Raw genomic sequence first — 25,824 nt, forward strand, 5'->3', positions numbered from 1 at the left:
AGACCTCGCTTATAAGACAACCATGTCGTTGCGGTGCACTATTGCGTCACCATAATCGTAACCGAGTACAGACTCGATCTCGTCGGAATGCTTACCTGCAATCAAACTCAGGGCTTGGCCACAGTATCGTGTCATCCCTTTAGCAATCACTTTACCTTGTTGATCAACTAATTGTAGCGTCGCACCACGTTCAAACTGACCTTTAACGCCTACGATACCTTTAGACAATAGACTGCGGCCCTTGTCAGTCACGGCTTTGACCGCACCCGCATCAAGCACTAAAGAACCTTGAGTCGCAGGTCCCGCTAGAATCCACTGTTTGCGGCTTTCGAGCGGGTTTTCGATGGCACTAAAGTGAGTACCGACTGACTCTTTGGCGACCACTTTTTTGATCACATCAGGGTGATGGCCAGAAGCGATAACCACTTCGATGCCTGCACGGCGAGCAATATCCGCCGCTTCCAATTTAGTCGACATACCACCCGTGCCTAAACCCGATACAGAACCGCCCGCCAGCATACGCAAACTATCGTCAATCTTCACCACCTGTGAAATTAACTTAGCGTTCGGGTTAGTGCGTGGATCCGCATCGAATAAGCCCTTTTGATCCGTCAGTAAAATCAATAAGTCAGCATCGCATAAGAGTGCTGCGCGCGCCGATAAATTGTCGTTATCGCCCACTTTGATCTCATTGGTGGCAACGGCATCGTTTTCATTGATGATCGGCACAATATTATTCGCCAACAAGGCATTGAGCGTGTCGCGGGCGTTAAGGTAACGCTCCCTATCCTGCAAATCGGCACGGGTCAGCAGCAATTGGCCCACATGCAGCCCATAAATACTAAAGAGTTGTGCCCAAGCGAGGATCAACTGACTTTGCCCGACAGCGGCTAACAATTGCTTATTGGCCATAGTGTCGGGCAGCGTCGGGTATTGGAGATGTTCACGCCCAGCGGCAATTGCCCCTGAGGTGCATAATACGACTTCGACCCCTGACTTCATCAGTGCGGCCATTTGACGAGCAAGCTCAACCATGTGGGCTTTATCTAGCTGTTTACTGCCAGAGGTCAGCACACTCGTCCCTAACTTCACTACCACGCGGCGATACGCAATCTCACTTAAGTTCATTATTCATTTGTAACAAAATAACCGAACAATCCTTATACCTAATCCGCTGAGTAATTGGTAGCAAGGAGTTATTAACTCGAGATAAATTTTCGTTTTTGCTTAGAATCGCGCATTAAAAAGGGCCATCGATTAGATGGCCCTCAAAAAATGTAAACAATCTACGCTGCGAGTTTTTACTGTGCAGGTGAATTAATCGACAGCATCAACCATAGACAAACTTAGCTACAAACAATGCGGCTAATACTAAAATGCCCACATTAAGATCGCTAAAGCGACCTGTGAGTAATTTGATTGCTGCATATGAGATGATCCCAAAGGCAATGCCCGTCGCGATAGAAAACGTTAGCGGCATTAATATGCACACAACCACCACAGGCGCGGCTTCAGTCAAATCTTCCCATTCGACATGCACCAGTCCCGACATCATCAAAATCGCTACATAAAACAGTGTGCCCGCAGTTGCATATGCCGGGATCATCCCCGCCAATGGCGATAAAAATAACGCAGCAATGAAGAGTAATCCCACCACAACGGCCGTTAAACCAGTACGACCACCTGCGCTCACACCCGCAGTGCTTTCGATATAACTTGTCGTGGTGGAAGTGCCAAAAGCCGCCCCCGCAATCGTTGCTAAACTGTCAGCGGTTAAGGCACGATTCAGACGTGGTAAACGGCCTTTATCATCGAGAAAACCACCGCGCTGTGCAACCGCCACTAAGGTGCCAGAGGTATCGAAGAGATCCACAAATAAGAAGGCAAAAACGACTGATAGCATAGTTACTTCAAATACTTGAGATAAATCCATCTTCATAAATGTAGGTGCGATTGAAGGGGGCATTGATACAATGCCCTGATACTGCACATCACCAAACACTAATCCTAGGCCAGTGATAATCAGAATGCTGGCAATCACCGCCGACTTCATTCCCCGCTGCACCATAGCAATAATGAGGAAAAAGCCCAGCACAGCCATAACCGCCGGAAATGCCGTGATATCGCCCAGCGTCACTAGCGTAGCAGGACTTGCCACCACAATACCGGCACTCTTAAGGCCAATCAGAGCAAGGAACAAACCAATACCTGCAGCAATACCGATACGTAACGACATGGGAATACTATTTACAATCCATTCTCGAATACGCACTAAGGACAAGATTAAAAAGCAAATTCCCGACAGGAATACCGCGCCTAACGCAGTCTCCCAGCTGTAACCCATTTCACCCACGACTGTGTAGGTAAAAAAGGCATTAAGTCCCATACCTGGAGCAAGCGCAATTGGATAATTCGCCATCAGCCCCATAACCAAACAGCCGACAGCTGCAGCCAAACAGGTCGCCACAAATACAGCTCCATGGTCCATGCCCGCATCGGCTAACATCATTGGGTTCACAAAAATGATGTAGGCCATCGTCATAAATGTTGTCAAACCTGCGACCGCTTCCTGCTTGAGGCTCGTTTGATTTTGTTTCAGTTTGAACAGTTTTTCTAACATGGAACAAGGTTCCTTTTTATTTTAAGTATGTAGGGTATTTAGATGTGAACACTATGTAACGTGATGACATTTGCAGCCGATTATAGGGAGTTTAGGCTGGTCAGGCCAGAAAATTGGCAAAGGAGTAACGAAGAGAAAATGCTCAAATATCTATACAAACGAATGCAATATCCTCGGGTGAGACTCGCGTTGAAGGTTAAACCTAAAAATGAACACATGATGAACGAGATGATTCACTCGTTAACGACCAATGCTGATTTGTAGCCATAAACAGCCTACATAAAGAGTAGCAAGAATATATACAGCAGAAATAACTAAATTCAATTTCCACAGACTCAACCAAAAACTCCCTTTAAAATAGGTACGTAGCCTTACTTCTGATTTGCATAATGTTAAAGAAGAAGGTACCAATATTAACGCAGAACAGCCAAAGGTTGGTAATACCATAAAAATCATGCCTAAACCCGCAGCCCCAACAGAAGCTTCAGATGTTTGACCGTCAATAGATGCTAGCGTTATATATCCTAAAATGACGCCTGCGATGGCAAGAATAAAACCTAACAGTTGAAGAGTTCTCAAATTCGTCCTTGGTAACAAACAGCGTTTAAATTGACTTCTCGTAAAACCCTATCAGCTCAGCGATTTCGCTTAGATGGGTATCGACCCAAGCGCTGCTGATCGGCCCCCAGGTGACTATGCGGTAATAACCTGAATTGTTACGGCTGCCTTCCTGCACAAACTCGACTCGAATACCTATATCCTCAAAAGCTGCGATAGCATCCTGTAAAGTTCGGCGAGGCATTCCGGTTAACTTATTGAGTGATAATAGATTATGGCGGTCATCATCCATTAAATGCGCCAAATATAACTTACGCAGAAACGCCTTATTTTGCTTTGAAACCTGTTGGGATGCTGGCATTGAAAGTGACATAGGATGACCTGTCTGGAAACAAAAGTAATTATCATCAAAACTACTTTATATTCAGTCAATAAGGCAATAGCCAATACTAAATACTTACGGTTCGCGACAAGATCATCAGATAACAAATCTGCACTTAAATCAAACGAAACGACTTGTCATCCTCCCCCAACAACTGTTATTTCTAATATCACTCAACACCTATGAAGAAAGGCTAAAATGAGCCAGACAATCACAGCAGACCAAATACTGACATTTTGGTTTGAAGACATTGACCCAAAGCTCTGGTGGATTAAAGATGTTGAATTTGATACCCAGATCAAGCAGCGCTTCGAAGGTGTACTACTTCAAGCTAAACGGGGAGAACTTTCACATTGGCGAATCACGCCTCAAGGTCGATTGGCTGAGATAATAGTGCTCGATCAATTTTCCCGTAATATTTACCGCGATACGCCTGCCGCATTCGAAGCCGATGCGATAGCCTTAGTGCTCGCCCAAGAAGCCGTTGCCCAACGGGTCGATACAGCACTAAAATCCAAACAAGTCCCTTTTCTATTTATGCCCTATATGCACAGCGAATCGGCAGCCATTCACCAAGTAGCAGTAAAACTGTTTAATCGCGAAGCTGCGATAACAAACCTCGCGTTTGAACTGCGCCATAAAGCGATTATCGACAGGTTTGGCCGCTATCCACATAGAAATATTATCTTAGGCAGGGAGTCTACGGCGGAGGAAATTGCTTTTCTGACTGAGCCGGGCTCATCCTTTTGAGCCTGTAATAGGTTAAAGCGTTAATGTGTATTTGATAAATAAAGCCGTGCTGAGTTCACAGACACACTACACTTACTCAAGAAAGTCATGGAATGACTTGGCGAGTATCAAACACAGTTACAAGTGTATACCGCGGAGGTGTTGGTAACTTATGGCGCATAAACTAAATAAGCCAAATAGCTCAGTGGCTCGTCGTAACCGCTATAAATTAATGGGGTTACTCATCCTATGCGGCGCTCAGCTCGGCCAAGCGGCTGAAATTAAGATAGGCGTCAGCCTGTCTATCCCACCCTATGTCATCCAAGCAACAAATAGCGGGATCGAACTCGAATTACTTAACCAAGCCCTCGCAGTTAAAGGCCATACTGCTTCTATCCACTACTTACCACTGGCGCGCACTTTCCATGAACTCAGGGAAGGTAAACTCGATGGCATCATCAACATCAAAGAAGGAATGATTAACAACGTTTTTTATTCCAACGTTGCGATAACCTACCAAAACTGCGCCATCAGCCTAGAAAGCAATCAATTTAACATCAATAGCATAAACGATTTAAACAACAAACAAGTCGTCGCCTTTCAACGTGCATCATCGTTACTGGGGGAAGAGTTTGCCAACATGGTTAAGACCAATAGCGGCTACCAAGAACAAGCGAGGCAAGTGCAGCAGGTTTATATGCTGATGAAGCGCAGGGCCGATGTCGTTGTGATGGATAAAAATATTTTCAAATACTATTTAAAGCAGGCCTATCTTGAGGGCAAACTCACTGATAAAGACTTAAAACAACAGGCAATTTGCCATCAAATATTCCCACCTACAGAATACAAGTTCGCGTTTCTCAGTGAGCAAATTCGGGATGATTTTAATGCGGGACTCAAACAAATTACCCAAGATGGTAGCTTAGTAGCTCTGCAGGAAAAGTATCGACGCCTGATGTCATTTGACAATGAAGCCGAGGCGTCGACTAAGTTAACAGAACCTAAAATGATCAAAAATGATTCCTACTAAACTTAGCTCATAGTGTTATTTCACCACCAACACAGGGCACTTGGCATACTTAACAATATCCTGTGTAACGTGGGGTTTTAAAAAGTCAGCTAAACCGCTGCTACCATGACTAGCGATAACCACCATGCCCACATCGACGGCTTCCGCTAAAATCTCATCAATAGCATCACCATGGCGCACGACTAACTTAATATTGAGCCCTTCGGTAAGGTTCTGCTGCATTTCCTGCTGCAAACTTTGCATTTTTGCATCAACGAAAGCTTTGAGTTCATTTTCCAATGTAGTGGGAATATCGACCGCAATACCATAACAATGGGCGCCACGGGCAGGGCTAGTCACATGCAACAACCGAATATCGACTTGATAAACATTTGCCATTTCAACCGCATATTTTAACGCATGGGCCGCAGTGGATGAAAAATCCGTAGGGCATAACACTTCTTGAGTACGCATAAGCTTATCCATCATTTGAGTTTTTAATTAAGCTAATTATTAAGGCCAAAATACCACTATTTTATAGCAGTTTGCTATGCTTCTTGCGTACCCATTTCAATTAATTATTCTTTATCAATCAAAAAGAAAGGGCGCTATAAGCGCCCTTTGGATTTATAGAGTCAAAGCCAGTTACTTAACCACAAGCACAGGACAAGCTGCACCATTCGCCACCGCTTCTGAGACATTGGTGTGTAAAAAATGCGAAATCCCAGTTCGGCCATGGCTAGCAATTACTACCATGCCAATGTCTTTACTGTTGGCCTCTTCTAAAATTTGATAGACAGGATCGCCACGGCGGATCAAGGTAGTGATGGGAAGCTCAGTATTCAATCCATCCAATAGTGCTCGCATTTTAGTTGCCGCCGCTTCCTCCATGCTTTTAGCAAGCTCTTCAGGGGTAATAGATAGAATCATAAAGTTTTCATCACCGATCGGCTGTTCAACCACATGTAAGATTTTTAGCCCTACATGGTATAGATTAGCCATTTCAATGGCATAGCTCAGTGCATGGGCCGCAGTTTCCGAAAAATCTGTGGGCCAGAGTATTTGACCTGTACGCATAATTTGTACTCCTTCTATGGCGCGAATGGATTGCTGGGTGAATCTATACTGTGCTGCTATAACGCCCGATTTAGCGCATTGGCAGACCACAAACTTCATCTCACAACCTTAGTCTCTAAGCCAAGCAACAGCATCGCCATTATCAACAAAAAACCTTACCTCAGCAGGCGTAAACCAGTTTGCCAATTTAGCCAACACTTCCTGCAAAGTCGTCTTACCGACGATGGCTATTTTCTCGAAATGACGAATATGCTTCACCCCAAGTTTGAGATCGTCCCAAGCGGCCTGTAGTTCCAAGCCTTCCAACTCGGTGACATCTACCAAGGCGAAGATATCAGGATCTTTCACCCCAGCTAATGCAGACTCCAACACAGGCACCATCATTTCGTAGTCTTGATGAGTTAAGGTACCGATAGCTTTAAAGGTAACGAAAAAATCATCATCACCGTAACGCTCAATACCAATCGAAATTCCGTGCTTTAACAATGCCATACATACTCCTTATGTAACAACCCTTGATTTAGTGTAAAAGCTAACGCCACAACAAGCCGTGATCTTGCTCAAAAATACACCAGATACCTTGCACCATCTCACTAAGCAAGCTAGGATAAACCGACTAATCAGTCGGTACTGATTTAATAAAAGACTCAATCTAGACGATTACTTAAATAAAGTACCGAATAAGACTCAGCCTACCATTTCCCTTGGAGCAACCACTATGAATATGGCCACCGAACACCTTAATACTTCGCCACTGACTCAGTTGCTCCAACGCCAACGCAGCAGTTATTTAGCGGCGCCGAATCCTAATTACGCTACGCGAGTGGAGCAATTAACTCGACTGAAGGCGGCCATACTGCAATTTCAAACACCCTTAGTCGAAGCCTTAAGCCAAGACTACGGCCATAGATCGATTGATGACAGCCTGATCTCAGACATTATGCCTGTCATCAACAACATCAATTACAGCTTGAAAAACCTCAAAAAATGGCTCAAGCCCAGCGCTCGCCATGCTGGCATCTTACTCGCACCCGCCAAAGTCACAGTGCATTATCAACCTTTGGGGGTGATCGGCATTATCGTGCCATGGAATTTCCCCGTCATGCTGTCGATAGGACCGCTAGTAACTGCCATTGCCGCGGGTAATCATGCCATGCTCAAAATGTCTGAATTTACCCCAGCGACCAACCAAGTGATCAAACAGTTATTGGCACAAGTCTTCGATGAATCCCACGTGGCAGTTGTTGAAGGTGAGGCGGATATTGCTGCCCAATTTTCTGCCCTGCCCTTCGATCATTTACTCTTTACAGGCTCGACCACAGTCGGCCGCCATGTGATGCGCGCCGCAGCGAATAATCTCACCCCAGTAACACTCGAATTAGGCGGGAAATCGCCTGTGATTATCGCCCCCGATATGCCGCTTGAGATAGCAGTAGAACGAATGATTTACGGTAAGTGTTTGAATGCCGGACAAATCTGCGTCGCCCCTGATTATGTGCTTTGCCCTAAAGCCAAGGTGGATGACTTTATCGCCGCCTACCAAGCTAAGTTTAAGGCCATGTACGGCACCATTAACCACAATAAGGACTATGGCAGCATCATTAATACACGTCAGTTTGACCGCTTGATGACAGTGCTCGAAGACGCTAAAGCAAAAGGTGCCCGTGTTATTTCAGCAACTGACGAAGCCATAGATAGCCAACATCGTAAACTCGCAACTCAGTTGATAACTCACACCAGTGAAGACATGCTATTGATGCAAGAGGAAATTTTTGGTCCATTACTGCCGATCATTGGCTACGACTCCTTAGATGAAGCGATTCAGTACATCAACCACAGAGCCAGACCCTTAGCGCTTTATGTGATGAGTTTCGATGAGCCAACTCAGCAAAAGATCCTCCAGCAGACCCATTCTGGCGGTGTTTGTATCAATGAAACCGTGTTTCATGTCGCCGCCGACGATGCGCCCTTTGGCGGAATAGGCCCGTCGGGCATGGGGCATTACCATGGCAAGGAAGGCTTTTTGACCTTCAGCCACGCTAAAACGGTACTCAGCCGTGGCCGATTCAACACAGGCAAATTTGTTCACCCGCCCTACGGCACTTTTATTCAGCGCATCTTAATGAAGCTATTTTTGCGCTAGTCATTGGGGGATAAATCTTGAATAAACCATCAACAACACAACCCATTAAAACCATGACAGATAAACGCCAAGCTATTCTCGATACTGCCTTAGCGCTCTTTGTCAGCCAAGGATTTCATGGCACGTCTACCGCCTCAATTGCAAAACAAGCAGGCGTAGCAACGGGCACCTTGTTCCATCACTTTCCTTCTAAGGAAGCCTTGATGGAATCTTTGTTTCTTACCATAAAACAAGAATTTGCCGATGCCTTACTATTAAACACCCATAAGGCCAGCGATCTTAAACACAATGCCCTACAACTATGGCAAAGTGCGATAGATTGGTCGCTGGATAACCCTGTCAAACAACTGTTTTTTCAGCAATATTCACTGTCACCCATGATTGCAGCTAAGGTGCGCGATCAAGCGATGAATAGCATCTTAGGCTTTATTAGCGAACTCATTAAGCAGGGACAAATGATAGGGCTAATCGCCCATTATCCAGTGGAGTTGATGCTAGAAAACTGCCACGGCCAATATCTAGCAGCAACCCGATTCTTTATCGATAACCCGCACTTGGGGACAGATAAAACATACCGCGATGCCAGTTTTGAACTGTTTTGGAAGGCCATGCAAGCGGACTAAAATAGCCAAATATCAACTGACTGCTGCAATAACTGCAATAAAAAACCGAGTCAGCTTAACTGGCTCGGTTTTCTTTTTTGCTATCGCGACTAAGTGCTAAAGCAGAAGCCTACTTTGCTCTAGCATCTAATACCGGCTTTCAGGCACCTAGCCCTGACTCAACTCCTGGGCTTTTTCTGCTGGCTGCGCCACTTGAGTTGGGCTCCAGTAACCTTGTTTGATACCCTTATCAATCAGCTCAGCGACCGCCAATTCAATGGCTTGTAATACGCAAAATTGCACTGGCTCATTGGTAGTAAAACCGACTTCAGCCTCGGCTAATCGATTTAAACTCGTGTAACGGAACAAACCCGCACGCATTTCTTGGGACAAGACTCGTTTGCTGGTTGAGACCGACATCATGACTTTACCTGTGTGTACATCCACGGCGCGTAGATAAATGGTCACCAGATCTTCACGGTACATTTCAGAGGCGCCAATGCCGTAGTATTCGACACCGCTACCACCTGTGCTAGTGTTGGTCTCATAACTAATCACCCCGCCTTCGAGTAACAATCTGGCGGTGGATAATACAGGCACTTCATCGCCCTTAGTACCGCTCTGTTTGTTGCTGATCTTACGCTCGGTAAGCAAATTTTGTAGCCCTTCACGCTCAACGGGTGTAAACCATTTAGAGTCGAGCAAAGTCTGCATCAACATCGATGTTGCACCCTGAGTAACCGCGGTCGAAAACGAACTCACGTTAGCCTGCGGCTTATATTGGCCAGTTTGATCGCGAAAGGAATACACGGCCACAGGGATAGGAAACTTAGGTCCTGGTTGAGTTTGCAGCCCACGCATCACCTCACTCAAGGGGTTCACCTCGGCAGCCGTGATATTTAAATCGGGTTTGGAGATCAGGCTACAGGCCGACACACTTAGCAGTAATAAACTCACTAACACTAGACGGGCCATTAGTTGCCACCTTTATATACTGGCATTTCAATCACAGTGATTTCACCGGTTGCAATATTAGTGATAGTTAACATAACTCCATCCCCTACAGTAGCAACTTGGATACGAAAATCCCCAGTGTTGTATTCACCATCTTTAACTTCGCCATCGGCCACGCCTCGAGTGATCGAGTTGATGACGTTACGCTCTAGGGATTCTTTAAAACGGGTGACAAAGTCCTTCTCGGTCGAGGTAGATTTATTGTCATTCTGGGCTTGGGCTTTATTTAATAGAAAAACCCCATTTTGTGGATTGCCGCCAAAACTGGGATTCACTGGCGTATAAATCAATTCAGTGGCTTGGCCACTGCTTGCCACACATAGCGTGACAAGAGCAAGTAACGTCCTGTATGTCATTATTATTATCCTAAAAGTCGTCCGATGTTCCTGAAAAATCACCTGTTATTGCATTGGCTCTGACTTGCGCTAAATAATCAATCGTAAGCAAAATCGCCAGCTCTGCGCTCTCTTTAATCGGATTTGCACGACGACCAAAATGGGTGGTGTAAATCCGAGTCCCGTTTACCTCTAAGGTTAAAACGGTTCCAGCCTGTGGAAACACTGTCTCATACAGAGTGACGTTAAAGCCTTGGGTAAAGGGCAGTTCGCGCCAATAGCTTGAGTAGTAAAAGCCAAAGTCCTTACCAAACCGAGTCAAAGTTCTATCTATTACTAAGCCACTAATTTCAATGTCGTTATCGGCAATAGTGATAGGGGAAGCCAGCAGCAGGAATGGACATAAAACGTAAGTAAGCAGACGCTGTTTTAACTGTTTCACTTATCCCTCCTTAACCTTTTTAATCGAACCTTAAAAACCGCACTAACCTCTGTTAGAACAAGGTGAGTTTTAACGCAAATTTTCGATAAAACAGGTTAACAGGGTTAAAGATCTCCCGTCATTACGCTGAGGGGCAAATTAGCCCGAAGAGCTAAGGTAAAAATGCAAAAATAGCCCATTTGGCTAATACGCCAAGAGGCTGTTGAGGATAGGAGTTATGCATTAAACAAGCGGATAAGATAAGCAATAAAAATGCGACTTAAGAGTCGCATTACGGTGTTAATTCAAAACGCGAGCATTATTGTGGCAACCATAGTCGAACCAACAGGCCACCGTCACTGCGATTATGCATGCTAATACTGCCATCGTGAGCTTCGATAATTTCACGGCACAAAGGTAAACCTAAGCCTGTACCCGATTGTTTTGTTGAGTAAAACGGCAGTAGCGCCTGTTCTAATACTTCACCAGACATACCTGCGCCGCGATCCTCAATCACAATACTAAAACCTCCACCATCCACTAAGGTTTGATACCGAATCGATAGAGTGACATCCTCGGGGTTTGAGCCAGATTCATGGGCGTTTTTAAGTAAATTGAGGAGCACTTGCTCCATCTGTCCTTGATCGAAAAAACCATCAACCTCAGGTAACTCATGAATGAGTTTAAAGGGATAATGCTGAGTTAACTGGGCAGTAAATTGCCCCCAATTCACCTGACGCCGTTGCGGGAGCGGCAACTTAGCAAAACGGGCATAGTTGAAGATAAACTGGCTTAGATGACTGGTACGATTCTCGATAGTATCGAAAATCAAAGTTAACTTCGGATTATCAATATCTTTGGTGAGCAGTCGGCCGGAGTTCACCATAGAGGCGATGGGCGCGACTGAGTTATTGAGTTCATGGCTAATAATGCGGATCACTTTTTTCCATACTGCCACCTCTTGACGATTGAGCTCGCGGGTCATCTGCTTGAGCAAAATCAAGTTATGCTGTTGGTTATTCAATAAAAATTGGCCGCGACTTAAATACCAAGTTTCCACATCATCTTCACCCATGGCGAAGAGTCCGTTCTTTTCATGTTTAAGCGCTAAGGCCAATACTTCGGGCAAATCCACCAGCAATTCATCTAAGCTCAAGCCTTCCATTCTGCCCTTTTTATGGAATAGGTGACGCGCCGCATCATTGGCGTAAATGAGCCGCTGATGATCGTCCAGTAACAACATCACATTGGGAGAACTTTGAATCACCTTATCCAGTAATAACTCCCGCTGGTAAATGTACTGCCTTTCTTGGCGCAATTTTGCCGCCGAATGGTTAAATAACTGCGCTAAGGTTTTGAGCTGACCTTCGCCATGTTCAGGAATACTCACACTAAAGTCATTATCACTAAAATTTAGCAAGCCGACTTCAAGGGAATCTAAACTGCGGCCGAGATGTCGAGTCAACCAAGCAATACCTAAACCACAGACAGTACAAGCGAGAAACAACACGAACAAACCTTCACCTAAGGTCAAACTCGATACACGCTCTCCCTTAGCTATCTCAGCAGATATCGCAGGAGATACAGGTGCTTTGGGCGGTAAAATGGATAGCGGTTCTACACGTAAAGGCTCAACCACATGAGGAATAGAATTAAACAGCCCTTCTTTAAGTTGTTCTAACTTGAAGAGTTTTATTTGTAACTGCTCTTGTTTAAGTTGTTCAAGCTTTTGCAGCTCGGCTTTAATCTGCTCGGCCCTCTGGTGCGCTTGCATCGCCGCAGCCTCCTGCAATTGCTCACTATTGTTAAGGGCGAGTTCGATGGAGGCGACCGTTTTCTCAAGCTCCGCAAAATCGAGTTGCACATTAACATCAGGGATTTCAATCGTGTTAGACGTGGCAACAGACGAAGCATCGGGTGAAATATACTTCACCAAAGCAAAACTCAGCAAGACGCCAAAGGCGCAGCAAGCCATTGAAAAAATGATAAGTTTAGTTCGAATTAACACTCTGATTCCTTAATCGATAGCCTTTACCCTAGCATCTGCACTTAGCCTATGACTTATCTAAACCAAACTTGTCCATCCGCCGATACAGCGCTTGGCGACTGAGTCCAAGCGCTTTTGCTACCCGAGCAATTACGCCATGATACTGTTTTAACGCCGCTTCGATATCTTCTCGACTCACGTCTATCGCCTCATTGGCATCCGACACTTGGGCACGAACAGACTCATGATAAAATGCGGTATTTACGGGGATGGAAGCCGGCAAATAAACAGGCTGAGGATCAAACTGTCTCAAGCCAGATAGCCGCGACTCAGATACAGCCGAAACACTGGAAGCAGATTTTATAACACTCGCAACAGGTGCCAAACCAAAGTCAGCTTCCGTCAACACATGGCTTTGCGCCAACAATACCGCTCGCTTACAGGCATTTTCAAGCTCGCGCACATTTCCCGGCCAGCGGTGCTGTAATAACGCCTGCAACGCAGGTTTACTCAAGCTAAAATCGCTGCCAATAAAATGCTGCACTAAAGGTAAAATGTCATCGGTGCGTTGATTCAGCGGTGGCAATGCCAGTTCAATCACGTTTAAGCGGTAAAACAAATCCTCACGGAATCGCCCTTCGGCGATATCTTGGGCCAGATCCGCATTGGTCGCACTGATCACCCGCACTTTTACTTTCTGGGTTTTATGGCTTCCTAAGCGTTCAAATTCGCCAGTTTGTAGCACCCGCAATAATTTCACTTGCCCAGATAACGGCAAATTACCAATTTCATCTAAAAACAGCGTGCCGCCGTCAGCCGCTTCGAAACGGCCAATACGTGCTTTAGTCGCGCCAGTAAAAGCGCCCGCCTCGGCACCAAACAGCTCAGCCTCTAATAAATCCATCGGCAAAGCACCGACATTAACCTTAATGAAAGGTTTGTTTTTTAAGGGGGAATTGGCGTGGAGAATATCGGCGAGTTTGTCTTTTCCCGCGCCATTGGGGCCAGTGATCAAGACCGACACATCGGAGCGTGCCAGTTGCAAGGCTAAATCAATGCAACGCTGCATAGCACCGCTGCCAAAGACAATACCGCAGAGATCCGCATCGGCGATCGCCACTTGGCGTTGATGATTCACCCGCTCCAAGCGGTGGTTAGCACGGGAGAGTTTATAAAGCGCAATCAGATTAGTGATGCTATTGAGTAGCTTAGCGTCATCCCAAGGTTTGCCCATATAATCGGCAGCGCCCGCTTTGACTAATTCAACTGCGGTTTCGAGTTGGGTCCACGCCGTCATCAAAATAATCGGCAAATCCCCTTGGCGTTCGCGCAGGGCGTAAAACAGCTGCCGACCTTCCTCACCCGAGGTGGTATCTCGGGTAAAGTTCATATCTTGGATCACTAAATCCACATCTTGCGTCGTCAATAACCCAAGGGCATCCTCTGGACTGTGGCAAATCAGCACCCGATAATCATTGAGTTCTAGCATCAAACCTAGGGCTTGGCAGATGGCATGATTGTCATCGACGATAAGGATAGTATCCATAAGTGTGAGTGTTGTCCTAAGTGAAACTGTTAACCGTAAAGTAACAAAAAGTGCAATAACATCCTATTGTTATCGCACTTTTGTCGCGCTTTTATCGTACCTTGAGTAACATCAAATATTCCGCTATACGCTGCGAGTTGCGGTTGCTGGCGAAATATTTGCCGCCTTACGCGCCGGTAAGTAAACCGCTAACGTGGTGACAATAAACAAACCTGCCACAGTAATTAGTGGGTAGCTTAAGTCCAACATAGGCAAGCTATAGATTTTCATTAACTGTTGGCCTAACTGTATCGCTAACAAGCCGCCCAGCACGCCTCCCGCTAAGCAAATCAAATAGTTCTCCACAAGGAAGTAACTGATAATATCGCGCTTTTTAGCACCCAATGCGCGGCGGGTACCTATCTGCTTAGTGCGGCGCTGGATATTAAACATCACCATGCCCGTTAAACCGAGCGAGGTGATAAGCAGCAGCAACACCACCATCATAGTTAGCACAGTAATCATCAATTTATGATCGCGATATGAACTATCTTTTAAGGCCTCGATTGACTTAAAGCCATCGAGCACGCGGTTTGGATTCTCGGCCAGCAGCGCTTTTTTTATCGCGTCTTTAAGCTCGGCGTGAAACTCAGGTTTGGCCCGTACCATGTAAGAACTGCTGCCATAATCCACATTTTGAATCACGCTGTTTTCAAGGCTAGAACTGTCAATCCACGCGCCTTGCAGTTTTTCGACTACGCCAATCACAGTGATCTGTGCATCCTTGCCCTCGTACAATACTTTGCCAAGTGCGGATTCATCAGGCCAAATGGCTTTGGCTAACACACTGGAGATGATCGCTAATCGGCTTGGGCTATCGAGGTTATCCTTAAGTTCATGGGGGTAAAAGTTACGTCCCTCAATCAGCTTAATGCCTAAGGTCTCAATGGTGTGATCTGTCCCTAAATACATGGCAAATTGCGGTGTCGATTTAGCGCTATCTGGGTCGGGGCCCAGATTTAACGTGCTCGACCAGCCGCCACCGCTTAACGGCAACATATTGGTTGAGGTCGCATCAATCACATTGGGTAGCCCCCGCAAAATTTGCTGATCAATTTTGTTTTGCGCGGTTTTATCAATCAATGGATCAAAGTTGAACAAGCTAAAGGTCAAGACTTCTGACTCTTTAATCCCCGAATCACGCTGCATCAGAGCTAAACGCTCTTGAATAATAAAGCTCGCATTCGCCACAATCGCCACAGACAAGATAATCTGAATAAGCAGTAAGACTGGACCGCTTTTACTGCGCAATAAACTGCTGAGAATAGGTTTAATATGCAACATAATGAGTCCCTTACTGGCTTTTAAGATAAACGCTAGGTTTAGTACGACACACTACCCATGCGGGATACAAGCCAGCCAACAAGGCTGTGCCTACCGCAATACCTGGGGTGATAATCCACATACTCGCCGATAAATGGGTTAAGCCCTTCGCGACCTCAAACTGGGCCGATAACCCATAAAGCGAAGCGTAGGCCCAAGCGAGTCCAAGCAAACCACCGAATAAGCCAATCATGCCCACTTCAACCATATATTGAGCGAAGATTTGACCACGGCTAGCACCAATAGCGCGGCGCACTCCCACCTCGGGAGCTCGCTTGAGGAACTTTGTCAGCATTAAACCTAATATATTGACTAAACAAACACTTAAAAACAGCACACTCAAGCCAACCAAGATTTTATTGTCTTCGGGCACCACATGATTGTATTCAAGCCAAGTTGCCACATCGGATACTTTGACTGAGTCAGCGGCAGATTTATTATCCGTAAAACGGCCTAGGGCTTTTTGCTCCGCCACATAATTGCTGAGCCAAGAACGGTAACTGGCTACTGCGTCTTTATTTGGTAACTCAACCCAATACAGCAGCCACACTTTTTCAGAGTTAAGGCGATCACTGTAACTATTCATCGTCTCAAACTTCCAACCTGACGTGTTACCCCATATATCAAACTCTTCGATAGGCGTCAGCGAAAACGGCACAAAAATTTGTTCCGTGTCGTTAAAGGCACCGTTAGTGGGATCATAATATTTAGGCTTAGGATCCCAAGCATCAATCACCCCAACCACTTGATAAGGTTTACGATTAAGATAGATAACTTTGCCAACACTGTTTTGACCCGCAAACAACTTTTGATTGAGTTTATCGTTAATCACCACTTGATAAGCAGGTTCAGTGTCGACGGATTTATCCCACGCATTACCGTACAAAAATGGCACGTCAAACAGCTTAAAAAAGTCACTGTCCGTCACCCGAATGCTTTCTAAAATAGGCGCAAAATTGGCATCCTCCGTTTGCACTGCCATCCCAGTGCGAAACATCGCAGCTTGGCGTTTAGGTAAGGTATTGTTGCGCAGATTCATCGCGTCTTGGTAAGTCACTAACGAGTTTAACTCATCCCAAGAATCAGGACCTTGGCTCCAAAGCTGTACCGCATTTAACTCATCAGAGCGTTCACCCGCAGGATTAAATGACATCATTTTGTACACGTTTAACGTAGTAATCGTGATACCAATACCAATCGAAATCGCCAACACCATCAACAGCGACAGCACTGGGGTTTTCTTAATGCTGCGCCAAGCTAAATCAACATAATAAAAGAACATAATGCATATCCTTAACGGTCGGCGTTGGCGACAAGTTTGTCGATATCAGTCGCAGCGGTGATGTCACTGACATGTCGATGACCTTGATGATACATAGTAAAGTCACACACTTGACCATCAACAATTTGAATGTTGCGTTGGGCGCGGCGAGCGAGTTCAGGATCGTGCGTCACCATGATAATGGTCGTGCCCGCTTGATTGATATTTTCGAGTAATTCCATCACTTGACGTGCCATTAGGCTGTCGAGGTTTCCCGTAGGTTCGTCGGCGAGTAGGAAGCGTGGCTCCCCCGCCAAAGCACGAGCAATCGCCACCCTTTGTTGTTGTCCACCCGACAACTGAGTAGGTAAATGTTTGAGCCGTGAAGCTAAGCCCACTTGCTCTAATGCCTCTTGTACACGACGTTGACGCTCCTTGGCATTAAAACCACGATAGCGCAGCGGCACTTCAATATTCTCAGCTAAGTTAAGATCGGGAATTAAGTTAAAACCTTGGAAAATAAAGCCAATTTTTTCATTCCGGATAGTGGCGCTCTTGTTATCGCTCAAGTTAGACACGTTAATCCCATCGAGAAAATAGTCACCGTGGGTAAAACCTTCGAGTAAACCTGCAATATTTAAAAAGGTAGTTTTACCCGAGCCAGAAGGACCTGTGACAGCGACAAATTCGCCTTCGTTCACCTCGAGGTTAAAATCGCGCAGGGCGTGAGTTTCTACTAAATCCGTTTTAAAAACCTTGCTCACATTCTTCATTGATAACATGTTAATTTCCTTTAAATAATCAAATCTATTTTTGCGCCTAGACTCTGCGTCTACACCTTAGGCATCGACTCATGTACGACCGTAATCAGCACACCTTTATCAGCCAAAGAATGGCTCAACGACACACTCTAAAAACCACATAAAAGCGCCCAGCATAAGGTTGGCAGTTTCGGTAGAAACCTCACCCACTTGGCGAAACTCATCCAAAGGATTGCTCCATTCCAACAAATTGAGTCCGAGGAAAAACCAGCTATTGGCCTCACCGATACTTAATTCCACCGCAACCACCAGTAATAATAAGGCTAGTACTCCAAACATTTTGGATGACATCAACACGCTGATATCAAATTGTTTATCACGCATATCCGGCTCCTATTCTTGTCCATGTCGCAGCAGGTTTCGTCATTCACCTTGATCACTGCGCTGTTAAATTCATCAAATTGGTTGTTTAATAATTTACGAATATCGGTCATCAATGAATCCTGACCTGTTCGGCGTGATTAAAGGGATCAACACTTGAAATGACCCACTCATCTCCGGCTTTGCCACCATCAAGCACTTCGACTTGGCTCAGGCTAGTACTACCGAGCTTAACCTCACGACGACTGGCTAAATCGCCCTCGATTTGATAAGCCACATTACCCCCACCGCTGGTCATAAAGGCGCCGCGTTTTACCATAAGAACATTGGGTCTGTGCTCTAATAACACTCTGGCCGAGATGCGTTGATTCTGGCGCAGTGTTAGGCTGTCGCTTTGGTCAAATTGCACCCTAGCGGTCACTTCACGGTTACGCACTTCAGGGGAAATCGACGATAACTTGCCCATTAACTTAATACTGCCAAAACTCAACTCGACTTCCATGCCTAAACCCAGATCATCCGCATAGGACTCAGGCACGGCTAACTCAGCCTCATAGGCGCTTAAATCCACGACGGTTAAAATCGGTTGGTTAGCGCTAAGACGGGTTTTCTGCTCGGTAATCCAGTTACCGATAATGCCGTTAACAGGTGCAACAATATTCAAGGCATCGACTTGGCGTTCTAATTCACGCACCGCGAGAGTTTGACGCTCAACTTCTAGGGCTTTATTTTTAATTTCAAAGGTTAACGTATCTTTCGTTAACGCAACTTCTTGTTCGGCATGCTTAAACTTCAGCTTGGCTTTGTGTAAATCATCTTTGCCCTTTTCATAATCAATTTGGCCAATAAGCTGACTTTGAATCAGTTCCTCTCCGCGTCGGCTTTCCCTATCCGCCGCTTCAAGATCGACCGTTGCGATATCTAAGGTTTGATAAGCTTGTAATTGATCGCGTCTTGCATCCAACTTAGCGCGCTCTAATGCACTCTCCATACCCGCTAATAGGGACTTGGCTTGCTCTAGCTGATTAGTGAGTCTTGGACTATCGAGTTTGGCGACCACATCGCCCTTATTAACAGTATCGCCAGGATTGCTGAGCAGGGTCACTGTGCCTTCCTCTGTGCTATACAAAATAGGCGCATTGGCCGCCACGATTTTACCTGTGGTCGCCACATCGCGGGTTAACGTTCCAACGAAGAGTTTTGCGGTAGTGATGTCGCTGCGGCTAAGGGATTTGCTCACGCTATCAGTGCCCAAGCTCGCCCAAACTAAGGCGCTGACTAATAAGGCGCAACCGCCAATGATCAGCGGTAACTTAAGACGTTTAGAGGTCGATGGCACAAGTACTGTATCTTGGCCGCTAGTATCTTTAATCATGGCTTTACTCGCTTCCCTGTTGGAATCATCAGTGCCGGAACGTATCAACGGACACTATTGGAAATCTCTACCCTAGAGTTAGCAAAGCCTATGCCAAACAAGTAAAATCATTTACTTTCATAATCTTAATAAAAAATTACAGATAAAAGTGTCCGCGGACACTGGCGCTTTTATTTAAAAGTGTCCGCAGCAGTGAAATGAAAAGTGTCCGATTGAAAAAGCAGTTCCTAGATTCTAGGGTCTAGAATCTAGATTTATTAACCAAAACAGCCGAGTTTCCCTTTACAGTAAAATCCTTGCCACATAAGATCCCGCCACCCTCGCAGCAAAAACGATCAAAAGACCAAACCCTATGACTACAATAACAATCACTCGCCCAGACGACTGGCATATTCACTTAAGAGACGGCGCCCAGCTTAAAGATACAGTGCGCGACATCAGCCGCTATATGGGCCGCGCCATCGTGATGCCAAACTTAGTGCCCCCCGCTATCGATACCGAAACCGCACTGGCCTATTACGATCGCATTAAAGCGCAGGTGCCCGCGGGCTCACAATTCGAACCTTTGATGGTGTTGTATTTAACCGACAAAACCAGCCCAGATGAAATCCGCAAGGCCAAAGCCTCGGGTAAAATTGTCGCCGCTAAACTCTACCCAGCGGGCGCGACGACTAACTCAGATTCCGGCGTAACCGATGTTAAAAACATCTATCCCGTACTCCAAGCCATGCAAGAAGTCGGCATGCTGTTTTTAGTCCACGGTGAAGTCACAGATTCAGCCATTGATATTTTCGACCGCGAGCGTGTCTTTATTGAAAATATCCTCAGTAAAATTGTCGCCGATTTCCCAGAACTTAAAATCGTGCTTGAGCATATCACCACCAAAGATGCAGTCGATTTTGTCACTCAAGCCTCAGACAATGTGGCCGCGACTATCACGGCCCACCATTTGCTGTATAACCGTAACCACATGCTGGCTGGCGGTATTCGTCCGCATTTTTACTGCCTGCCGATTTTAAAACGCAACACCCACCAGCAGGCGTTGTTAGGTGCAGCGGCAAGCGGCAGCAAGAAGTTTTTCCTCGGTACAGATTCAGCGCCACACGCCAAGGATAAGAAAGAAGCGGCCTGTGGCTGCGCGGGCTCCTACACTGCTCATGCCGCCATTGAGCTGTATGCCGAAGCATTTGAGTCGGTCAATGCGCTGGATAAACTCGAAGCGTTCGCAAGCTTTAACGGCCCAGACTTTTACCATCTGCCACGCAATACCGATACCATCACGCTGGTCAAAGAGTCATGGGATGTCCCTGCCACTTACCCGCTTGGCGATACTAACGTAGTGCCAATCCGTGCTGGAGAAGCCATTGATTGGCAAGTTAAATAAGCCTTAAGTCTTTAACATCAAGTCGCCTACGGGCGACTTTTTTATCCGTTCGTTTTGATTTTTAATCCACAATCGGTCAGTATCCAGCGCTTAGAATACGGCCCTTACTTATCACCTTTTAAGAGAAAATCAGTATGCCCACAAGGATGTTATTCTCCGTTTTATCTTCAAGCCTGTTGCTGACCGCCACGCTCTCTTTGCCGACCTTTGCGGCCAATGAACTCACAGGGATCTGGCAGGGACAGTTAGGTAAAAGCAAGGTCAGAATTTGTTTTAATCAATATGGAACAGGCAGTTATTACTATCAACGCTACTTAACGCCGATAAGACTCGAGCAGCAAGATGAACTGTGGAAAGAAGAAGGCAATACAGGAAATTGGCAGTTTGATAGTGTCACGCCACAAAAACTGAGCGGCCATTGGTTTAAAGATACCGCGAGTAAATCATTACCAGTGCAACTTGAGCGAGAAATCAGCCCAGATAAGGTCGAGGATTGTGGTGCCGATGCTTACAATCTACCGCTAGAAACCACGCCAAAACTCAGCCGAGGTAAATGGCAAAACTACGAAAATATTGAGTATCGCCCGCTGACTTTTGGCACAGATGTGGGTATCGAATTTAAAGGCCCACAAACGGGTATCTTGGCAATTAATCAATGGCTTGAACATAAGCTCACCGATGAAGCCCAACTAGCACAAACCTTTGATACTCGCCGCAGAATGCTGGCACAAATGGGCAGTTTTGTGACTGACGAAACCTTTGCCGAACCGATTTTTATTAATCAGCATTGGCTCAGTGTGCGCCTATATCGCTGGGCGGCAGGTTATGGCGCCAATGGTATCAGCCAAGAATTTGTGAGTTTCTCCCTTACCGACGGCAAACCTTTCCACCCATGGCAATGGTTTCTCGCCGATACTCAACCACAAAGCATGCTCGAGGGTATGAGTCATCCTTTACCCCCTGCATTAAGGGACAAATTGTTTGCTGGCAAAGCACCGGACGCAGAATGCCCCACATCAGACGGCTCAGGATATTACCAGCTCACCCTTGAGCCAAAGGGGATCAAATTCTGGGAAACGCCCCGCGGCGATGGCTGTGAAAATGAGTTTGTCCTCAGCCCGCAAGAAACGATGCCCTATGCCACCCAATGGGGACAAACACAACTTAAGCTATTGGAATAGTGTACTTAACTGAGAAAATACTAGAGGGAAAGAAAGCAGTCATGGCGATGATGCCTAACTGCCAGTTCGCCATCCCTGACTCTCGTTCGTAACACTGCTACACAGCACTCACCCTAGCGAAGTTACAGGTATTGATTAGTAGCTTCGCCGGGAGTTGGCATATTTCTGATGCTTAACATGGCCAGTTATTAAGTGGAATTTAAAAGTGTGTCTAGTCCGAATATAAATTAAGCAAGATAGACGATAGATGAATCAATCTTGCAGAATCACAAAGGTCAGCTACATTTGAGCCTAAAATACAAAATGCTCAATGAGTTACATTGAGCATTTTAGCTAAAATAAATGGCAGCCTATATCAGAAGTAATCAGACCTTCTACCACATTTAAATACTAGGCACAGCTACAGCATTCGCGGCACGTGTCTCACGTTTGTTTACCATCGAAATAAACACTAAGCCAAGCACAGGGACAATCACTGCTGCATAAGGGATCATGCCTGCGCCCATCTGGCTATCCAGCACCATCCCCCCTAAAAATCCACCGAACGCATTAGCTAGGTTAAAGGCTGAAATATTAGCGGTTGCTGCCAACTCTTGGCCTTCACCACCGTGATTCATTACCCGTAACTGCATCGCAGGAACATTAGCAAACGAAGCGATACCAAAGACAAAAACGGCAATCACAAACATCACTTTGCTGTCCAGCGCGAAACCAACCAGTAGCAGCGACACTATCATGGCTATCGCCCAAAACATCGACGATTTCTGCAGGTTTTTATCCGATGAACGCCCACCTAAAGTGTTACCCAATATCAAACCTAAGCCGACGATAACTAAAATCCACGTTACTGCATGTTCACTAAAACCCGTAATGTGCATCGCAATTGGCGCAATATAACCGTAAACAGTCATAAAACCGGACCAAGCAAACACTGTGATAGCAAGACTAATCAACAACATAGGGTTTTTAAACGCTCGCAGCTGAGCCGAAACATTTTTAGCTTCACCATGGCCGGTCGCATTAATAAACTTGAAGATAGACGCGATTGAGATAACGCCCAATATCGCGACTGTGATAAAGGTGGTTTGCCAACCAAATTGCAAGCCAATCCAAGTGCCACCTGGTACACCCAATACGTTAGCTAAGGTTAAACCCGCAAACATCTGACCCACAGCACGTCCGGCCATTTTTTCAGATACCAAACTGGTCGCCACTACGGCACCTATGCCATAAAATGGGCCTTGAACTAAGCCAGTAATCACTCGGCTAATCATCAGCAAGGTGTAATTGGGGGCAAATGCCGACAGCAAATTACCCAAGATAAACAGCACCATTAAGCTGGTCAGTACGGTTTTTTTATTGAACCGCGCCAAGTAAATCGTGAGGATAGGACCACCAAACACAATTGCCAATGCATAGGCGCTGATCAAATACCCTGCCTGACCTTCACTAATAGACAAAGACGTGGCAATTTGTGGCAGGATACCAGCAATCACAAACTCTGCAGTGCCAATTGCAAACGCTGCTAGCGTTAGTATCCACACTTGTAACGGCATTTTTTCCTTGTTCATTGTAATCTCGCTTATTTTAAATTTTGTGTAGGGAACATACCGGCGATGTGTTATCAGCTCGGTGCAATCATGGGTAAAAGCACTATTTATTCAGCGCATTAGTTAATCAGCGCGCCACCATCAACATCGATAATGGCGCCAGTCATAAAGCTGTTGTTAATGGCAAGGTAATAGGCCATAGCGATATCACTCGGCTCACCCACTTTTGCCACAGGCAATGTGGTTTTGGCTTGTTCGTACATCGCCGTTTGCGCTGGCATTGACCCGGTTCTTGTTAATCCAGGGCTAACGGCGTTGACTCTAATGGGGGCAAGCTCTTTAGCGAGCACCTTAGTAAAGGCTTCTAAGGCGGCGTTCATTGTGCTTTTAACATAGGTATTAGCGACCACTTTTCGTGACAGCATCCCAGTGGTTAGTGTGATAGAACCACCTTGTTTAATGTAACGAACCGCCTGTTTTGTAGCATTGATTGAACCCCAAAACTTAGTGTCAAAAGCCGCTTTAGCTTGTTGAATATCGACATCAACGACCTTGCCAGCTGGCGCAGAAGAACCCGCGGTGATCACTAAGTGATCGAACGCACCAATGGATTCAAAAAATCGATTTACCGATTGTTCGTCCGCCACATCTACGCCTGTTTGACGACTGGCGACATGGACAATCTGGTTGTCTGCCGTTAGCTGCCTAGCAAGCGCAGCCCCTATTCCTGATGTTCCGCCGATGATGACAACCACAGCTTTATCGCTATTGCTCTGATTGCTAATCTGATTACTGATATGGCTGCTCATGTGACTACTCTCTGTACTGCTGATTGGTTAGTAGAGCCAGTATATTCATTCGACATATTTTGATAATTGATTAATATATGAATTCATTATTCAGCCCAGACAAACAATAGAAGTGAAAATGGATAAATTTTCAGATATGGCGCTGTTTATCAGCATAGTGAAACATCAAGGGTTGGCAGCGGCGGGTCGCGAGCTCGGACTTTCTCCAGCAACCGTCACGGCGCGCTTACAAGCACTTGAAGAACGCTACGGGGTTAAGCTGCTCAATCGAAGTACTCGACATCTGTCACTCACAGACTCTGGGGCCCTGTATCACCAAGCATGCTTGGGGATTATCGAAAATGTAAAAGAAACCGAAAATTTGCTGCAGAATGGGGTAAAAGAGGTCAAAGGCACCTTAAAAATTGCTGCGCCAAAAGATATAGGCAAACAATATATACTGCCGATTTTGTCCGCCTTCACCGACCGCTACCCCGATATCGTTCCCTATCTGTATCTCAATGATAATTTGTCTAATATTGCCGAATCGGGCATAGATGTCGTTATTCGCTACGGTGATTTAACTGACAGCAATCTGATTTTAAGGCGGCTCGCACCAAGTCGACGGGTGCTGTGCGCATCCCCGGAATACCTTGCGCGTAAAGGCACTCCCGTTAAACCGCAAGACCTCAGCCATCATGATTGCCTCGCTATGCTGCGCAGTAATGAAGAGCTCAAAACTTGGCACTTTCAAGACCAAGAAGGCCGCAACTCAGTCACTGTCACCCCAAAACGGTTTTCTGATGATGGCGAAGTGATCCGTTGCTGGGCATTAGAAGGCGCGGGGATCGCGTTAAAATCACTGCTCGATGTGCAAAATGACATTAATCAGCAACGCTTAGTGACAGTTTTAAATGGCTACATGAAAAACTTTAATAGCTCGACCACAGTCTCAAGTGCCGACCTCAACGTGGTATACATCAGCCGCCAATATCAGCCCAAACGACTGCGATTATTCTTAGATTTTCTGTTCGAACAATTTGAAAAGCAGCTGGAGCATTAATCGCTAAACATGGAGCAAACGGGGGCAACTGCATCAACCAATAGACGCAAAGTATTTTATCGATGTGATCAACTGTATTTTAACGCATCACCTCGCAAGGATTGCGTGTAAACAGCGCATGGCTTATGCCCCGCAATGTAAACAGCAATAGCGGTAAGGTCATTACGGCTAAACCCGGCATAGAATTAAATGTACTTTTGCCCAATAGAAAATTGCTAAGCACCCTCTACAATTAACCATCAGCTCACACTGCAAACTAGCAATGAGCGATTAACAACTTGATACTAACGAGGGA

General features: G+C 45.8%; 26 protein-coding genes. 7 read left to right on the plus strand and 19 right to left on the minus strand.

Features of this window, described 5'->3' with window-relative positions:
• Nucleotides 1–9: 9 nt before the first annotated feature.
• The 4 genes from proB to KFE26_RS00925 form a co-directional block, all read right to left on the minus strand.
• Nucleotides 10–1,128, minus strand: a complete 1,119-nt coding sequence (gene proB / locus KFE26_RS00910; protein ID WP_105251651.1) for a glutamate 5-kinase — start codon at nt 1,126–1,128, stop codon at nt 10–12.
• A gap of 202 nt (nt 1,129–1,330) precedes the next feature.
• Nucleotides 1,331–2,620, minus strand: a complete 1,290-nt coding sequence (locus KFE26_RS00915; protein ID WP_131523194.1) for an NCS2 family permease — start codon at nt 2,618–2,620, stop codon at nt 1,331–1,333.
• Nucleotides 2,621–2,860: 240 nt separating this feature from the next.
• On the minus strand, nt 2,861–3,199 hold the full coding sequence (locus KFE26_RS00920; protein ID WP_131523193.1) for a carbon starvation protein CstA: 339 nt from the start codon (nt 3,197–3,199) through the stop codon (nt 2,861–2,863).
• Nucleotides 3,200–3,224: 25 nt separating this feature from the next.
• Nucleotides 3,225–3,551, minus strand: a complete 327-nt coding sequence (locus KFE26_RS00925) for a winged helix-turn-helix domain-containing protein (protein ID WP_028761704.1) — start codon at nt 3,549–3,551, stop codon at nt 3,225–3,227.
• 207 nt (nt 3,552–3,758) lie between these two features.
• Between KFE26_RS00925 and KFE26_RS00930 the strand changes: the two genes are divergently transcribed.
• Nucleotides 3,759–4,310: a DUF924 family protein gene (locus KFE26_RS00930; protein ID WP_212599365.1), complete on the plus strand. Its 552-nt coding sequence runs from the start codon at nt 3,759–3,761 to the stop codon at nt 4,308–4,310.
• A 151-nt stretch (nt 4,311–4,461) separates the two neighbouring features.
• The gene (locus tag KFE26_RS00935) at nt 4,462–5,319 is read left to right on the plus strand and encodes an ABC transporter substrate-binding protein (protein WP_131523191.1); all 858 of its coding nucleotides are present in this window, start codon (nt 4,462–4,464) and stop codon (nt 5,317–5,319) included.
• Nucleotides 5,320–5,334: 15 nt separating this feature from the next.
• On the opposite strand, the gene KFE26_RS00940 is transcribed toward KFE26_RS00935, so the two are convergent.
• From KFE26_RS00940 to KFE26_RS00950, 3 genes are all read right to left on the minus strand, one after another.
• Nucleotides 5,335–5,772, minus strand: coding sequence for a universal stress protein (locus KFE26_RS00940; RefSeq protein ID WP_212599366.1), 438 nt, complete (start codon nt 5,770–5,772; stop codon nt 5,335–5,337).
• Between the two features lie 171 nt (nt 5,773–5,943).
• Complete coding sequence (locus tag KFE26_RS00945; RefSeq protein WP_028761700.1) at nt 5,944–6,375, minus strand: universal stress protein; 432 nt, start codon at nt 6,373–6,375, stop codon at nt 5,944–5,946.
• 108 nt (nt 6,376–6,483) lie between these two features.
• Entirely contained in the window at nt 6,484–6,867 is a 384-nt protein-coding gene (locus KFE26_RS00950; RefSeq protein WP_028761699.1) for an STAS/SEC14 domain-containing protein, read from the minus strand.
• Nucleotides 6,868–7,093: 226 nt separating this feature from the next.
• Between KFE26_RS00950 and KFE26_RS00955 the strand changes: the two genes are divergently transcribed.
• Both KFE26_RS00955 and KFE26_RS00960 read left to right on the plus strand, forming a co-directional pair.
• Entirely contained in the window at nt 7,094–8,518 is a 1,425-nt protein-coding gene (locus KFE26_RS00955) for a coniferyl aldehyde dehydrogenase (protein WP_168822710.1), read from the plus strand.
• Between the two features lie 17 nt (nt 8,519–8,535).
• Nucleotides 8,536–9,141 carry a TetR/AcrR family transcriptional regulator gene (locus KFE26_RS00960; protein WP_212599367.1) on the plus strand — a complete coding sequence of 202 codons (606 nt, stop codon included), beginning with the start codon at nt 8,536–8,538 and terminating at the stop codon, nt 9,139–9,141.
• A gap of 147 nt (nt 9,142–9,288) precedes the next feature.
• Here KFE26_RS00960 and KFE26_RS00965 read toward each other — a convergent pair whose 3' ends face one another.
• From KFE26_RS00965 to KFE26_RS01010, 10 genes are all read right to left on the minus strand, one after another.
• Nucleotides 9,289–10,095: a CsgG/HfaB family protein gene (locus tag KFE26_RS00965; protein ID WP_105251644.1), complete on the minus strand. Its 807-nt coding sequence runs from the start codon at nt 10,093–10,095 to the stop codon at nt 9,289–9,291.
• Nucleotides 10,095–10,490 carry a curli assembly protein CsgF gene (locus KFE26_RS00970; RefSeq protein ID WP_212599368.1) on the minus strand — a complete coding sequence of 132 codons (396 nt, stop codon included), beginning with the start codon at nt 10,488–10,490 and terminating at the stop codon, nt 10,095–10,097. The genes KFE26_RS00965 and KFE26_RS00970 overlap by 1 nt, the downstream gene beginning before the upstream one ends.
• A 10-nt stretch (nt 10,491–10,500) precedes the next feature.
• Nucleotides 10,501–10,911: a curli production assembly/transport protein CsgE gene (locus KFE26_RS00975; RefSeq protein WP_105251642.1), complete on the minus strand. Its 411-nt coding sequence runs from the start codon at nt 10,909–10,911 to the stop codon at nt 10,501–10,503.
• A 298-nt stretch (nt 10,912–11,209) separates the two neighbouring features.
• Nucleotides 11,210–12,898 (minus strand): PAS domain-containing sensor histidine kinase, encoded by a 1,689-nt coding sequence (locus tag KFE26_RS00980; protein ID WP_212599369.1) that lies wholly within the window; start codon nt 12,896–12,898, stop codon nt 11,210–11,212.
• A 46-nt stretch (nt 12,899–12,944) separates the two neighbouring features.
• Nucleotides 12,945–14,423 carry a sigma-54 dependent transcriptional regulator gene (locus tag KFE26_RS00985; RefSeq protein WP_212599370.1) on the minus strand — a complete coding sequence of 493 codons (1,479 nt, stop codon included), beginning with the start codon at nt 14,421–14,423 and terminating at the stop codon, nt 12,945–12,947.
• Between the two features lie 123 nt (nt 14,424–14,546).
• On the minus strand, nt 14,547–15,746 hold the full coding sequence (locus KFE26_RS00990) for an FtsX-like permease family protein (RefSeq protein WP_028761693.1): 1,200 nt from the start codon (nt 15,744–15,746) through the stop codon (nt 14,547–14,549).
• 10 nt (nt 15,747–15,756) lie between these two features.
• Nucleotides 15,757–17,067 (minus strand): ABC transporter permease, encoded by a 1,311-nt coding sequence (locus tag KFE26_RS00995; protein WP_212599371.1) that lies wholly within the window; start codon nt 17,065–17,067, stop codon nt 15,757–15,759.
• Nucleotides 17,068–17,078: 11 nt separating this feature from the next.
• Nucleotides 17,079–17,828, minus strand: coding sequence for an ABC transporter ATP-binding protein (locus tag KFE26_RS01000; protein WP_028761691.1), 750 nt, complete (start codon nt 17,826–17,828; stop codon nt 17,079–17,081).
• A 99-nt stretch (nt 17,829–17,927) separates the two neighbouring features.
• Nucleotides 17,928–18,191, minus strand: coding sequence for a hypothetical protein (locus KFE26_RS01005; protein ID WP_028761690.1), 264 nt, complete (start codon nt 18,189–18,191; stop codon nt 17,928–17,930).
• A 109-nt stretch (nt 18,192–18,300) separates the two neighbouring features.
• Entirely contained in the window at nt 18,301–19,563 is a 1,263-nt protein-coding gene (locus KFE26_RS01010; protein ID WP_113941198.1) for an efflux RND transporter periplasmic adaptor subunit, read from the minus strand.
• 352 nt (nt 19,564–19,915) lie between these two features.
• Between KFE26_RS01010 and pyrC the strand changes: the two genes are divergently transcribed.
• Nucleotides 19,916–20,947: a dihydroorotase gene (gene pyrC / locus KFE26_RS01015; RefSeq protein WP_212599372.1), complete on the plus strand. Its 1,032-nt coding sequence runs from the start codon at nt 19,916–19,918 to the stop codon at nt 20,945–20,947.
• 134 nt (nt 20,948–21,081) lie between these two features.
• The gene (locus tag KFE26_RS01020; RefSeq protein ID WP_212599373.1) at nt 21,082–22,128 is read left to right on the plus strand and encodes a hypothetical protein; all 1,047 of its coding nucleotides are present in this window, start codon (nt 21,082–21,084) and stop codon (nt 22,126–22,128) included.
• A gap of 383 nt (nt 22,129–22,511) precedes the next feature.
• Here KFE26_RS01020 and KFE26_RS01025 read toward each other — a convergent pair whose 3' ends face one another.
• Both KFE26_RS01025 and KFE26_RS01030 read right to left on the minus strand, forming a co-directional pair.
• Nucleotides 22,512–23,699 (minus strand): MFS transporter, encoded by a 1,188-nt coding sequence (locus KFE26_RS01025; RefSeq protein ID WP_168822698.1) that lies wholly within the window; start codon nt 23,697–23,699, stop codon nt 22,512–22,514.
• A 98-nt stretch (nt 23,700–23,797) separates the two neighbouring features.
• Complete coding sequence (locus tag KFE26_RS01030; protein ID WP_168822697.1) at nt 23,798–24,487, minus strand: SDR family oxidoreductase; 690 nt, start codon at nt 24,485–24,487, stop codon at nt 23,798–23,800.
• A 118-nt stretch (nt 24,488–24,605) separates the two neighbouring features.
• On the opposite strand from KFE26_RS01030, the gene KFE26_RS01035 reads away from it, so the two are divergent.
• A complete protein-coding gene (locus KFE26_RS01035) occupies nt 24,606–25,529 on the plus strand; it encodes a LysR family transcriptional regulator (RefSeq protein ID WP_168822696.1) in 924 nt (307 codons plus the stop codon).
• Nucleotides 25,530–25,824: the final 295 nt, after the last annotated feature.

The sequence above is a fragment of the Shewanella sp. M16 genome, assembly GCF_018224605.1.
Lineage (GTDB): Bacteria > Pseudomonadota > Gammaproteobacteria > Enterobacterales > Shewanellaceae > Shewanella > Shewanella oncorhynchi.